Raw genomic sequence first — 12,508 nt, 5'->3', positions numbered from 1 at the left:
GATGAAACGCACGATATTAATGAGTGTTTTGTTTTTGTTGGTGTTGTTGACCAGTGTTGTAGTGCACGTTCCAGCAAGCCTCGTTTTTCGTTATGTGCCACCCGTTGATGGCTTAGACATTGATGGTGTGACAGGGACGGTTTGGAATGGAAAAGCCGCCAACTTTCGTTGGCAAGGGCAGCCTCTCGGCGCCATTAACTGGCAGTTCAACGCACTAAAATTATTGATGGGTAATGCTGATCTTGCGGTTCGCCTTTCCGGTGTGCCTGGCTTTTCGGCTCGCGGTAATGTGGGTTATGGTCTGGGTGGTGCTTACGCGAGTGACTTGCTGTTTTCTATGCCTGCCCATTTTGTCCAATCGTTTATTCCTTACCCATTGCCCGTTAGTCTCACGGGTCAGTTTGATCTCACCTTACGCGATTATCAATTGCAGCAACCTTTTTGCGATGTCCTTGACGGCACGCTTGCATGGTCGCAAGGTAATGTGATGTCTCCGATGGGGGCTGTTGACCCAGGGCTGGTGATGGCGAATCTGTCGTGTGATGCAGGAAGTGTACTGGTTAATGGAGACAGTGATTCTGAGGCTATCCAGACAGAGTTTAGCTTGTCGTTATCGCCGGATCAGCAATATAGCGTTAGCGGTTGGTTTATTCCAGGCGATGGGTTGCCTGCAGGCATGAAAAGTCAGTTAGGCTGGTTAGGTGCACCAGACAGTGAAGGGCGCTACCGATTGAGTTTCAACGGCTAGGCCTTTTGCAGGAGAAATGATGATGCAAAAGACAAAAGCTCCGGAAATACTCGATGCCAAAGTGGTCGCTAAATCACGCTTGTTTCAGATAGAAGCACTCGATTTGCGCTTTAGTAATGGTGTCGAGCGCACTTATGAGCGCATGAAACCAAGTGGTCGCAATGCAGTGATGATTGTGCCTGTCACGGAAAGTGGCGACCTGTTGTTGGTAAGAGAATATGCTGCCGGAACAGAATGTTATGAGCTAGGCTTTCCAAAGGGACTGATTGATCCCGGTGAAACGGCCTTAGAAGCTGCAAACCGAGAGTTAAAAGAAGAAATTGGCTTTGGTGCTAATCAGTTAATTCCGCTGAAAGAAGTGGTGCTCGCACCGTCGTATTTTTCCAGCAAAATGACACTGTTGATGGCACAGGACCTTTATCCAGAGAAGCTCGAGGGCGATGAACCCGAGCCGTTGGAATTGGTTCGTTGGCCCGTCGCTCAGGCGGAAGAATTATTAGATCACATTGATTTTGGGGAAGCCCGCAGTATTACTGCCTTGTTATTGGCATTAAGACAGCTTAACAGTCGTTAAGTGTCGTGATGACAGTTAGGTGATAGTGACCATTGCCTGTGAAACTAAGTCGTAATGTGAGAGCCCAAGAGGAGTGGTACATGGAGCTGTCGCAGCTATTGCAACCGGTGATAGAGATTGCTCGCGAGTCAGGACAAGTGATCCTGGATATTTACCAGCGTGGCGATTTTGAACAGAACATCAAAAGTGATGACACACCAGTGACCAGCGCTGATCTTGCTGCGCATAAACTGGTGACAGAGCGATTGAAAGCGCTGACACCAGACATTCCAGTGTTGTCAGAAGAAGATACCGCCGTTCCGCTGAAAGAGCGTGAAAACTGGACGCGCTATTGGCTGGTTGACCCTCTAGATGGCACGCAAGAATTTATCGCAGGTAGCGGGGATTTCGCCACTATCATCGCGCTGGTGGAAGATAATCAGCCAGTGATGGGTGTGGTTTATGGCCCAGTATCCGGCGTATCTTATTACGCAGCGAAAGGTCATGGTGCTTGGAAAGTGATGCCTGATGGTGAAAAAGTTCGCCTATCAATCATGAAACATGATGGCGGTGTAACATCTCTGTCCATTGCTATCAGCCGACGTCAGGATATCAAAGCGATCACTGAACGTTTGGCGCCGAGCCTGAACTACAACTTGGTGCCGCTTGGTTCTGCGGCATTGAAGTCGTGCTTGGTGGCAGAAGGTGCGGTGGATTGTTATTTGCGTCTTGGCCCGACCGGTGAGTGGGACACTGCCGCAACCCAGTGCATTGTTGAGGAATCTGGCGGTCGCATTTTGGATACCACGTTATCCCCGCTTTCTTACAACGAACGCGAATCGCTGGAAAATCCTAATTTTATTGTTCTGGGTGATACCGAGCTACCATGGAGAGACATTGTTCGTCTCGAAGACTAGCTAAGTGGTTAAGCGTCAAACGCAAAAAACGGAGCGAGTGCTCCGTTTTTTAGTTTTCGAACAGTGAAATTCGTTAAAACAATCGATTCAGCCCGTTCAGTGCCGCAACGCGATAGGCTTCCGCCATCGTAGGGTAATTAAACGTGGTATTGATAAAGTAATCCAGCGTATTCCCTTCACCTTTTTGCTCAAAAATTGCCTGACCAATGTGGATGATTTCAGCCGCCCGTTCACCAAAACAGTGAATGCCTAAGATCTCTTTGGTTTCGCGATGGAACAAGATCTTTAAACTGCCCACATCCATACCTGCAATTTGCGCTCGGGCAAGGTGCTTGAACTGGGCGCGGCCCACCTCATAAGGCACTTTGGCGGCAGTCAGCTCTTGCTCGGTTTTGCCGACAGAGCTTATTTCTGGAATGGTATAAATGCCAGTTGGGATATGGTCAATCAGTCTACCTTTCGCCTGACCTTCAACAATGGCTTGAGCAACAATACGGCCCTGATCATAGGCAGCACTGGCAAGGCTAGGGAAGCCAATCACATCACCGACTGCATAAACGTGTTCAATCTCAGTGCCGTAGTTATCGTTGACGCTGAGCTGTCCACGAGAGTCGCCTTTTAGCCCGACGGCTTTGAGGTTGAGTGAATCGGTGTTGCCGGTTCTGCCGTTAGCAAACAATAAACAATCGGCTTTCATCTTTTTGCCGGACTGTAAGTGCAGGATCACACCTTCTTTGGTGCCTTCAATTTTTTCGTACGTCTCGTCATTGCGAATGAGTACGCCGCTATTCCAGAAATGGTAAGACAAGGAGTCTGACATTTCATTGTCGAGGAAGGAAAGCAGGCGATCGCGGGTATTGATGAGATCAACCTTGATACCGAGGCCACGAAAAATCGAGGCATACTCACTACCGATAACACCCGCTCCGTAAATGATGACGTGGCGTGGGTCGTGTTGTAACGAAAGAATCGAGTCGCTGTCATACACTCGAGAATGTGTGAAATCGACATCTTTAGGGCGATAAGGGCGCGAGCCTGTGGCAATCACAAACTTGTCAGCGGTGTATTTATCGATAGTGCCATCGGCGGTGGTGACTTCCAGCCCATGAGAGCTGCTAAAGCGCGCAGTGCCGTGCAAAATGGTACAGAGGTTACGGTCGTAAAACCCCTGACGCATGCGGGTTTGTTTACCAATCACTGATTGTGCATGGCCTAGAATGGCGGAAAACGTACTGTGGACGTGGTGGTTGTCACCGGTATAAATCGGGCTTTGATTGAATTCAATAATACGGCTGACAGTATGCCTCAGTGCCTTTGATGGAATAGTACCCCAGTGAGTACAGCCTCCACCAACCGTGCTTTCTTTTTCAACGACGGCAACACGTAATCCTGCTTTGGTTAAACCCATGGCCGCACCTTCGCCGCCGGGCCCACTGCCGATCACGATCACATCAAAATGATTGGACGATGTAGGGGTCGCTTTACTCATATCCGTATGACCTTTTGTTTTCATTATGTTAAGGACTGCAAGGTAAGTGTAACGTCCGCAGTGCACAACGAGAACACACTCACCCCTTTTCAGCGTAGGTGATCACGCAACTTTAATGAAAAACCGGTCAACAAAGGAGATGCCAGTTGAAACGCTATCAAAAAGGGATGTTGAAACCTGCGGAGAAGAAATATTCGTCAAAAGAATAAAAGTCGATGTTCGAACGATGATTGTTGTAGCTGACCAAGGACACGAACGATAAATCCTCGAATCCAAACAAGGAAGCGAACTCGTAAGCACCAAATGCAGAGTATTGAGCGTCAGATCGCTGTTCTTCAAAAATGGGATTGTCTATCTCGTATTTTGACAAACCCGTTGTGAGCGTCGCAGCAAATCTATGTCGGTTGAGGAACTTGAACCAAGTCCCCTCGGCACTGAGGTGATCATACGCCATAGCGTCGCCTTCGGTATCATGGTGAAGGTAGCGTAGTGAAACACTGTACCCACTGGACGCCGTCAGCATCTCTTGATAACTCAGTTTGCCAAAATAGCTGTGTGCATTGCGATTCATGAGTTTTTGTTGTGATTCTTCGAGATGGGTTTGCCCAGACTTTTCCTCGTCTATTTTGACATTCGCAAAACCGATATCAACAGAATAAGGCGAGCCATTGATATGGGAGAACGACAGTAGGTATGCATTGCCTGTTCTATCTGTTTTTGCGCGAGAAGTGTCGAAATTATATGGGTCTTGCCAAACCTCGTCTGTCAAAACCGTAGGTAAAAATGCCAAGCTGACCTGTGTGCCTGCATCAGTTAGATAGCGGTAGCCCATTTCCAATGCGATGAGACCAGTTGCAATATCTTCACGTGATGTGCCGATAAAAATTTGCTGATCCAATTCTTCGCCAAAGGTATAGGTGATATTTCCGAGCGCGGCGCCGATGAACTCTTCATCGCGTTTTTGTTCGCCATTCGGTGAATAGGCATCCACCGTGGTAGATAAGTTTGAATTGGTGGATGACATGGCTGTCAACACAGAAAAGTTACCGCTGATTCCTGCCTCAGGTGCAAGTTGTGCGCTACTCATGGAAGAGTAAGTCGTGAGCAGCAAGCCGACGGCAATATGGACGTATTTCATAGGGCAGACCTTATTTTTCGCTGAACAGACATCAGAGGATACGGAGCAGATTTTAGAGCGAGGAATAAGTGAACGATATAGCTCAAATTTGTAAGTATCGAGCCTTGTGTATGTGTAATAAAGAGGCTGAGACAGTTAGGTCGTTTGACCATTACGCGTAAAAATGAACCATCCAGTCGGTGATCCAACTCAGGATTACAAAAAGTGCTACTCACAGACACTGAACTGATGAAAAAAAGCGAGTATAGTTTGCTGTTAGATTTCATGAGGTAAACACGGGCGATGGGAATAAGAGCACAACAGAAAGAAAAAACACGGCGAACGTTGATCGATGCCGCTTTTAGTCAGCTCAGCGCAGACCGTAGCTTTTCCAACCTCAGTTTACGCGAAGTGGCTCGCGAGGCCGGCATAGCGCCAACCTCGTTTTATCGCCATTTCAAGGATATGGATGAACTTGGCCTGACCATGGTAGACGAAGGAGGCTTGCTGCTGCGTCAATTGATGCGCCAAGCTCGCCAGCGTATTGCCACGGAAGGCAGTGTAGTGAGAACGTCCGTGGAAACCTTTATGGAATTTATCGAAAGTAGCCCTAACGTGCTTAGGCTGCTATTGCGTGAACGTTCGGGTACGTCGGCTGCATTTCGTGCTGCTGTCGCGCGCGAGATCCAACATTTTGTCGCCGAGTTGACAGAATATTTCGAAGCAACTGCCGGGTTAACGCGTGAAGAAGCCTATAATCAAGCAGAGGCATGCGTCACTTTAGTGTTCAGTTCTGGTGCCGAGGCGCTGGATTTGGACAAACGTGCGCGTGCTGAACTCGCGGAACGTCTGGTTACTCAGCTTCGCATGCTTTCGAAAGGCGCGTATTGGTATCGCAAAGAACGTGAACGCAATGCTCTCAAGGATAAGTTGTCTTCAGGCAGGTAAGAATTATGGAACAGAACCATCAATCAGAGCGTAAATTCCTTTTACTCGCAGTGCTCGCAGGTTTGTGCGGCAGTGCGACTCTCGCGACGCTTTTCATCGATAGCGTCGCATTCTCTATTTTCCCGGTTATTGCTTTCGTGCTGTCGGTATATTGCTTCTACCAACAACATGTTAACCAGCCGCTTACCGAAGGCACACCACTGATCGCGTTCGCCTGTTTCTTGGTAGGGGCGTTTGGTTACTCAGCGTTTGTGCGTATGCAGATCCCTGAGCTTGGCGGTAATTTCTTCTCTATCATCGTGACCATGTTGCTTGTGTTTTGGGTTGCCCAAAAAATGGGTTGGCTCGCGATGGGCAAGAAAGAAGAAACTGTGAAAGAGTAGTCTAAGCATAACGCGATGAGGGCATTGGCGGTTGGATAGCCAACAGTCGATGTAAATAGACATGAAAAAGGAGCATTTCGGCTCCTTTTTCAATTTCTAAGTTCGGGCTTATTTGCGCTCTAGCAATACACCTGCTTCCATGTGGTGGGTATAAGGGAACTGATCAAACAACGCGAAACGCGAAATACGGTGCGTTTTGGACAGAATATTCAGATTCTCTTTGAGGGTTTCTGGGTTGCAAGAAATATAGAGAATGCGGTCATATGTTTGCACCATACGACAAGTGCCTTCATCCATACCTGAGCGCGGTGGATCGACAAAAATGGTATTGCAGTTGTAGCTTTTCAGGTCAACGCCGGCTTGTTGTAAACGGCGAAACTCGCGTTTGCCTTCCATCGCTTCAGTAAACTCTTCCGCAGACATGCGAATGATCTGAACGTTCTCAATATTGTTCACGGCAATGTTAAATTGTGCCGATTCTACCGATGGTTTCGCCAGTTCGGTTGCCAGTACGCGATCGAAATTATTCGCTAATGCCAGTGAGAAGTTACCGTTCCCGCAGTAAAGCTCAAGCAGATCACCTGTACTTTCGTGGGTGCAATCGACTGCCCATTCAAGCATCTTTTCAGCCACTTTGCCGTTTGGCTGAGTAAAGCTGTTTTCAATTTGCTGATAAGTAAGCGGACGGCCATCTACGGTCAGTTTTTCCAGCACGTAGTCGCGGTCAATAATGATTTTTTGCTTACGAGCGCGGCCAATCAAGTTCAGGTTGAAACCTTCATCGTTCAGGCGTTGCTTCAGTGTACGGGCATTGGCTTCCCACTCATCATCCAGTTGACGGTGGTAAAGCATCGATACCAGTACTTCGCCACTCATAGTGGAGAGAAAATCTACTTGGAACAGCTTGCGACGCAGGCTTTCAATGGGCTTAATGGCATCAACTAGCAGAGGCATCAAATCGTTGATGATACGACTTGCTTGTGGGAACTGATCCACGCGGTATTTCTGCTTTGTTTCCTGATCGAACATGATGTAGTAAAGGTCATCGCCCTCATGCCAGACACGGAATTCAGCACGCATACGATAGTGCTTGTCTGGAGATGGGAACACCTCTAACTCAGGTACGCTGAACTCGGCAAACGCGGACTGCATACGTGCAATCTTCTCGTCCAGTTGCGCCTGATATTTACTGGTGTCAATCAGGGTGTTGCTCATATTACCTAACCTGCATAACTAAAAATGAGCGCAAATTGTAAGTAGACGAACCATATTGTCCAGCCTTTTCGCTGTCTTTTTCGCCAGCAGAAGCGTAAAGCTAAGCGTTAGGATAAGATTGGCACTTACAGAATAGGGTGAGTTGAACCATGAGCATTCAAAAATCGAAAAATCGAAAAGAGATTTGTTATCCCTTTATCTATGAGTCTGCATTGACCTGTGATTATGAGATCCACACGGACGAATTGTGCAGCCTAATTGGCATGGTGCTAGCGCAAGTGCCTGAAGGGTTTGAAGATGTCGTCGCTGACTTAGAAACACTGCATCCTAAAATTTATAACCTTAATGGTTCAGTTCGTGGAAAAAATGGCATTTTTGAAGAAGACTTAGACTGGCTTCATGCACGCTATGATTATTACAACGAAGAAAGCCGAGGTCGTGTCACGCGATTTGTGTTGCCACGCGGCCCCGTTGCTGTGATGGCGCTGCACCAATGTCGCACTGGGGCAAAGAAAACCGTGCGGTTACTTCATCGCTTGGATGAGTCTGGAGTTACCTTTGAGCCGACTTTGCCGCGGTTTGCTAATTTGCTCGCCAACTTTTTCTTTGTACTGACTGTGTACATCAAGATGAAGCTGGATGTCGAAGAAGTGGATTACATCAGCATCAACTACTAACTTCCGAATGTTCTTTCCTTAGCACTTTCCAAGCTAATTAGGGACAGATCTCATAATCCGAGTATTAAAGGCGCGCTGACTTATCTATAATCCTCGCGCTTTTTACTTCCAGCTGGGAATCTGGTGAGAATCCGGAACTGGCGCGCAGCGGTAATGAGAAACGAAAATGACATGGCAAAAAAGCCAGACACTGTGCTTCTATTTAACGATAGGGTGTGGGAAGTCGTCATCGTAGGTCGTCTCTAAGTCCGAATATCAGCTGGATCACAATATGGTCTCAGGATTTCCTGACATCATTAGATACACGCGACTTTGGATCTGATATGTCTCATAAGTATTGGGTAGCAGGAATGCTGCCAATGGCTGCATTTGCGCACGCCGAAATTAACACCCCTTCTATCGACGACACTATGGTCGTTACCGCCTCTCGATTTGAACAACCTGTATCTACCGTATTAGCACCGATGTCTGTATTGACACGAACTGACTTGGAAGAGCTACAGGCCAAAAGCTTGGTCGATGCATTGAAAACATTGCCTGGTGTCGAAATTGGCCAGAATGGTGGCCGCGGACAAAATGCATCAATTTTCCTTCGTGGCACCAACTCAAAACATGTTTTGGTTATGGTTGATGGCGTACGCCTTCCTAGGACCATGATGGGTTCTGTCGACTTTAATATGCTGCCTTTAAACAGTGTTGAGCGAATTGAAGTTGTTCGTGGTTCCGGTGCGACGGTTTATGGCTCTGATGCGATCGGAGGTGTGATTAACATCATTACTCGTAATGATGTTGAGTCAAAGCGATTTGGGATAGGTGCAGGCAGTAATGGCTATGCTCAAGCAAACGTGGGTGTAACAACTGAAGTCACGGAGTCCATTGGTCTTCAATTGGCTGGTGGCTTCGAGCAAACTGATGGCTATAACGTTCACCCAAGCACCGCTGAACCAGGCACTGAGCATGGTTTTGCAAGCAAAAATATATCAGGTCGCTTGAGTTATCAGCCTGCTGAAAATTGGGAATCCAATCTGATCGGCCGCTGGTACCAAAATGATGTTGAATATGATGGTTGGGGTAGCAAGAAACATAGCCGGATTGAAAGCAGTAGCATTGGTGCCGATACGGCTTATCAGGCCGGGAAGTGGAATACTTTGCTTCGCTTAGAATTGGGTGAGCAGTCAAATTACGATTATTTTGACGGGTATACACGAACCAACGCTGATTTGACCAGTAAAATTCGTCAGACTTATGGCAGTGTTACATCTCGCTATCAGGCAGCAGATAACATCGCCTTGACCGCGGGTTTGGACTCCACGTGGGAAAAGTATCTGGACGGTAATTTTATTGCAGTCGATGATGTCATCGACAATCCCCGTCAAAATGTTGGAATCTTCGCGCTAGCTAACTGGAATGTTTCTGAAAGCATATTATTGGAAGGCAGCATCCGCCATGATGAAAACGACCAGTTTGGCGGCAATGAAACCGGATTAGTCGCTTTAGGTTGGAATATCACACCGGATTACCGATTGTTTACGAGTTATGGCACTGCCTTTAAAGCGCCGGGCTTTGACTCGTTATATGGCTCAGCTGGGAATATCACTCTTAAGCCAGAAGAGTCCGAGAATGTTGAAATTGGGCTGGAAGGGACGAGCTACAATATCGGTTGGAGTGTAAATGGTTATATCAATACGATTGATAATCTGATCGTTTACACTGGAAATTGGCCTGATGGTCGTAATGAAAACATTGAAGAAGCGCGTATTCGTGGTGTGGAGCTTATGGCTAATTTTGATGTCGGTCCTATCTATAACCAGCTCTCGCTCGATCTCAAAGACCCCAAAGATGTTAGTAAAGATGAACAGCTTGCTCGTCGCGCTAAACAGGTGGCCAAATGGCGCACTTCTGTCTGGCTAGGAGATGTGTTGATTGGTACTCAATATATCTATCAAAGTGAACGCCCTGATTATTCCGGTGGCAGCATGCTTGATAGCTATAGTGTTTGGGATTTGACTGCACAATATGATGTGAACAACGACGTTACGTTAAGCGGTAAAGTTTCAAACATCTTTGATAAAGAATATGAAACTGCAGGCGACTACCCTGCGCCGGAGCGTGCTTTCTACGTTAATATGAACTTCTCATATTAATGCTTAATAGAGCCGCCTACGGGCGGCTTTTTTGATTCAGGATAACCATGAAAAAGCGCGTGATCGTTAGCTGGTCATCAGGAAAAGACTCAGCCTTAACACTTTGCCGTCTTCTCGCTGATGACAATTATGAAGTGGTGGGTTTGTACACAACGTTTGTAAACGGTGAAGTTCCTTTTCAAGCGACACCCATTGAGATTGTTAGGGCGCAAGCTGCCCAGGTAGGTTTACCATTAGTATTGATTGAACTTGATGAGGTGTTTCCACCCAATTCTGTTTATGAGACTGCGGTGATAGATGGCATTCGAAATAGTGGCTTAGCGTTGGACGCGGTTGCTTTTGGCGATATGTTCTGCAATGGCATAGAGCAGTACCGCCGAAGCTATATTGAGCCACAAGGATGGGAGTGTGTGTTTCCGTTACTCGGTCAATCGAGCACATTGCTAGCAAAAGAGATTGTCGAGACAGGGATTATCACGCAAATTACGACCGTTGATACCTCCCAGCTTGATTCGGTGTTTTTGGGCCGTCTTTATGAGCATCAACTGTTAGGCGAGTTGCCACAGAGCTGTGATCCTTGTGGTGAGGATGGTGAGTTTCATACATTAGTTACCGATGCACCGTGCTTTTCTTGGCCTTTAGCGGTGGAAGTGGATAAGTGGGTGTTGGAAGGGCGTTTTCATCATCAGATTTACCGACTGAGTGAACCGGAGATTTAAAAGACTGCGTTCACAACGTATCATTGCGACGAAAACCATAGAAAAGGTAATGATAGTGAAAAGTGTGCTGATTTTTGATTCTGGCGTAGGCGGTCTATCCGTCTTCCAAGAAGTGACAAAGCTAATGCCTGAACAGCACATCATTTATGCCTTCGACAATGCCGCTTTTCCTTACGGCGAATTACCTGATGATGTATTGGTGAATCGTGTTTGTGGGATGATCACTGCATTGTGTGCGGTTCATGAGATCTCTCTCGTCGTTATTGCCTGTAATACAGCGAGTACTTTAGTACTTCCACCACTTCGTGAACGCCTTGCCGTCCCTGTTGTAGGCGTCGTGCCAGCTATTAAGCCTGCAGCTGCAATGAGCAAAAGTAAAAAAATTGGCTTATTGGCAACGCCTGCCACGGTAAAGCGAGATTATACTCAGCAGCTTGTTAGAGATTTTGCACCTGATTGCCAAGTGACTATGGTTGGTTCTACAGAGCTTGTGCGAATGGGAGAGGCAAAGCTAAGGGGTGTTGCAGTAACTACATCGGTGTTGGAAAGCGTACTTGAACCCTTTATTGGTCAAGTTGACTGTGTGGTATTGGGTTGTACGCACTTCCCATTATTGAAACCTGAAATTGAAACGGTGTTAGGGAAAACATGTGTAGTTGTTGACTCAGGCCTGGCGATTGCTAGTCGAGTGGCTTGCCTATTAAACGAAAAAGGAGACCTAAAGGCCTCCTTCGAAGGTAAACACCCACATTGGGTATTTAGTAGTGCATCAGTAAAAGATGAGAGAGCACTAAATCAAGAAATGGCGAAACTAGGTTTCTCGGCGATCACGCTCGCTCCGATTTTCTAGGGTCGTTCGCTTCTCTTACTTTTAATGTTCTATCTCCATACTCTGCATTGTTCAGCGCCTCTATGGCTTCCGGGGAATCAGCAGCAGCCATGACGACAAATCCAAAACCACGACGTTTACCCGTGCGTTTATCTTTCATTAAACGTACCGCGAACACTTCGCCGTGTTTGGCAAACAGTTCCTTGACGTCATTTTCATTAGCGCGGTAAGGAAGATTACCAACATAGATGGTTTTGCTGTTCGTTGATGTTGGTAATTCTGATGTATCGTCCCCCGTAGATTTGGTAGAAAGAAGAGAAAGGGCAATACCAACAGAGATAGCACCTAAAGCAAATGCTGAACCGCTGCTTGTTATTACTGTTTGTGAACTGTTTAAGACCAAAGCGCCAATGAGAGCAATGGCGGCTGTAATTAGCAAACTAATAGATATTCTCATAATCATTAAATTTAAAAGTCGGTTAGAAGGAATAGCATGAAGAATCGAAATCAATGCTGACTAAAATAAATACAATTGTCGGGTTGATATTACGGTCATTGGGAGCTTATTGCCAGTAAGTGAATGTGACGCCTATCTAATGTTGCAATTTGTTGTGTTTTTTAAAGTTTAGGTTGAATTGTGTTCAATCGGAATAAAAACGAATAAAAAGCCTTGCCAATGTGATCCTAGTCTCTATAATCCGACCTCACTGACACGGAGAGAGGCTTCCAAACTAGGAAATACTCACCCAATCAGTACGGCGAAAACGGC

The 12,508-nt window shown here is 46.7% G+C and carries 13 protein-coding genes and 1 riboswitch; of the genes, 9 read left to right on the top strand and 4 right to left on the bottom strand.

Annotation, left to right across the window (positions count from 1 at the left end; translation table 11 throughout):
• Position 1 precedes the first annotated feature (1 nt).
• From A1OO_RS00065 to cysQ, 3 genes are all read left to right on the top strand, one after another.
• Entirely contained in the window at positions 2–748 is a 747-nt protein-coding gene (locus A1OO_RS00065; protein WP_017004980.1) for a type II secretion system protein N, read from the top strand.
• A gap of 22 nt (positions 749–770) precedes the next feature.
• A complete protein-coding gene (gene nudE, locus A1OO_RS00060) occupies positions 771–1,322 on the top strand; it encodes an ADP compounds hydrolase NudE (protein ID WP_026024066.1) in 552 nt (183 codons plus the stop codon).
• 80 nt (positions 1,323–1,402) lie between these two features.
• Positions 1,403–2,218, top strand: coding sequence for a 3'(2'),5'-bisphosphate nucleotidase CysQ (gene cysQ, locus A1OO_RS00055; protein WP_016959430.1), 816 nt, complete (start codon positions 1,403–1,405; stop codon positions 2,216–2,218).
• A gap of 73 nt (positions 2,219–2,291) precedes the next feature.
• Here cysQ and sthA read toward each other — a convergent pair whose 3' ends face one another.
• Both sthA and A1OO_RS00045 read right to left on the bottom strand, forming a co-directional pair.
• Positions 2,292–3,707, bottom strand: a complete 1,416-nt coding sequence (gene sthA, locus A1OO_RS00050; RefSeq protein ID WP_016959429.1) for a Si-specific NAD(P)(+) transhydrogenase — start codon at positions 3,705–3,707, stop codon at positions 2,292–2,294.
• Positions 3,708–3,864: 157 nt separating this feature from the next.
• Positions 3,865–4,845: a DUF2860 family protein gene (locus A1OO_RS00045; protein WP_017004979.1), complete on the bottom strand. Its 981-nt coding sequence runs from the start codon at positions 4,843–4,845 to the stop codon at positions 3,865–3,867.
• A gap of 282 nt (positions 4,846–5,127) precedes the next feature.
• Here A1OO_RS00045 and fabR point away from each other — a divergent pair, with 282 nt between their 5' ends.
• Together fabR and A1OO_RS00035 are read left to right on the top strand one after the other, a co-directional pair.
• Entirely contained in the window at positions 5,128–5,772 is a 645-nt protein-coding gene (gene fabR, locus A1OO_RS00040) for an HTH-type transcriptional repressor FabR (protein ID WP_016959427.1), read from the top strand.
• 5 nt (positions 5,773–5,777) lie between these two features.
• Entirely contained in the window at positions 5,778–6,155 is a 378-nt protein-coding gene (locus A1OO_RS00035) for a YijD family membrane protein (RefSeq protein ID WP_016959426.1), read from the top strand.
• Positions 6,156–6,263: 108 nt separating this feature from the next.
• Here the strand turns inward: A1OO_RS00035 and trmA are convergent, their stop codons facing one another.
• Positions 6,264–7,370, bottom strand: a complete 1,107-nt coding sequence (gene trmA / locus A1OO_RS00030) for a tRNA (uridine(54)-C5)-methyltransferase TrmA (RefSeq protein ID WP_017004978.1) — start codon at positions 7,368–7,370, stop codon at positions 6,264–6,266.
• Positions 7,371–7,519: 149 nt separating this feature from the next.
• Here trmA and A1OO_RS00025 point away from each other — a divergent pair, with 149 nt between their 5' ends.
• From A1OO_RS00025 to murI, 4 genes are all read left to right on the top strand, one after another.
• On the top strand, positions 7,520–8,047 hold the full coding sequence (locus A1OO_RS00025) for an ATP--cob(I)alamin adenosyltransferase (RefSeq protein ID WP_017004977.1): 528 nt from the start codon (positions 7,520–7,522) through the stop codon (positions 8,045–8,047).
• A 76-nt stretch (positions 8,048–8,123) separates the two neighbouring features.
• A riboswitch (cobalamin riboswitch) is annotated at positions 8,124–8,324 on the top strand.
• A gap of 46 nt (positions 8,325–8,370) precedes the next feature.
• The gene (locus A1OO_RS00020; RefSeq protein WP_139128045.1) at positions 8,371–10,191 is read left to right on the top strand and encodes a TonB-dependent receptor domain-containing protein; all 1,821 of its coding nucleotides are present in this window, start codon (positions 8,371–8,373) and stop codon (positions 10,189–10,191) included.
• A 47-nt stretch (positions 10,192–10,238) separates the two neighbouring features.
• Positions 10,239–10,910, top strand: a complete 672-nt coding sequence (locus A1OO_RS00015; protein ID WP_016959422.1) for a hypothetical protein — start codon at positions 10,239–10,241, stop codon at positions 10,908–10,910.
• A gap of 49 nt (positions 10,911–10,959) precedes the next feature.
• Entirely contained in the window at positions 10,960–11,760 is an 801-nt protein-coding gene (murI, locus tag A1OO_RS00010; protein WP_016959421.1) for a glutamate racemase, read from the top strand.
• On the opposite strand, the gene A1OO_RS00005 is transcribed toward murI, so the two are convergent.
• Positions 11,738–12,196 (bottom strand): RNA recognition motif domain-containing protein, encoded by a 459-nt coding sequence (locus tag A1OO_RS00005; protein ID WP_016959420.1) that lies wholly within the window; start codon positions 12,194–12,196, stop codon positions 11,738–11,740. The genes murI and A1OO_RS00005 overlap by 23 nt on opposite strands.
• Positions 12,197–12,508: the final 312 nt, after the last annotated feature.

This window comes from Enterovibrio norvegicus FF-33, from assembly GCF_000286835.2.
Lineage (GTDB): Bacteria > Pseudomonadota > Gammaproteobacteria > Enterobacterales > Vibrionaceae > Enterovibrio > Enterovibrio norvegicus_A.
Note: the sequence above shows the minus strand (reverse complement) of the source record. Positions and strands in the feature narration are given on the sequence as shown.

Bases quoted from the DNA above. Each gene is read 5' to 3' on its own strand.
- A1OO_RS00065 (WP_017004980.1), top strand. From the start codon at position 2: ATGAAACGCACGATATTAATGAGTGTTTTGTTTTTGTTGGTGTTGTTG.
- nudE (WP_026024066.1), top strand. From the start codon at position 771: ATGCAAAAGACAAAAGCTCCGGAAATACTCGATGCCAAAGTGGTCGCT.
- cysQ (WP_016959430.1), top strand. From the start codon at position 1,403: ATGGAGCTGTCGCAGCTATTGCAACCGGTGATAGAGATTGCTCGCGAG.
- sthA (WP_016959429.1), bottom strand. From the start codon at position 3,707: ATGAGTAAAGCGACCCCTACATCGTCCAATCATTTTGATGTGATCGTG.
- A1OO_RS00045 (WP_017004979.1), bottom strand. From the start codon at position 4,845: ATGAAATACGTCCATATTGCCGTCGGCTTGCTGCTCACGACTTACTCT.
- fabR (WP_016959427.1), top strand. From the start codon at position 5,128: ATGGGAATAAGAGCACAACAGAAAGAAAAAACACGGCGAACGTTGATC.
- A1OO_RS00035 (WP_016959426.1), top strand. From the start codon at position 5,778: ATGGAACAGAACCATCAATCAGAGCGTAAATTCCTTTTACTCGCAGTG.
- trmA (WP_017004978.1), bottom strand. From the start codon at position 7,370: ATGAGCAACACCCTGATTGACACCAGTAAATATCAGGCGCAACTGGAC.
- A1OO_RS00025 (WP_017004977.1), top strand. From the start codon at position 7,520: ATGAGCATTCAAAAATCGAAAAATCGAAAAGAGATTTGTTATCCCTTT.
- A1OO_RS00020 (WP_139128045.1), top strand. From the start codon at position 8,371: ATGTCTCATAAGTATTGGGTAGCAGGAATGCTGCCAATGGCTGCATTT.
- A1OO_RS00015 (WP_016959422.1), top strand. From the start codon at position 10,239: ATGAAAAAGCGCGTGATCGTTAGCTGGTCATCAGGAAAAGACTCAGCC.
- murI (WP_016959421.1), top strand. From the start codon at position 10,960: ATGATAGTGAAAAGTGTGCTGATTTTTGATTCTGGCGTAGGCGGTCTA.
- A1OO_RS00005 (WP_016959420.1), bottom strand. From the start codon at position 12,196: ATGAGAATATCTATTAGTTTGCTAATTACAGCCGCCATTGCTCTCATT.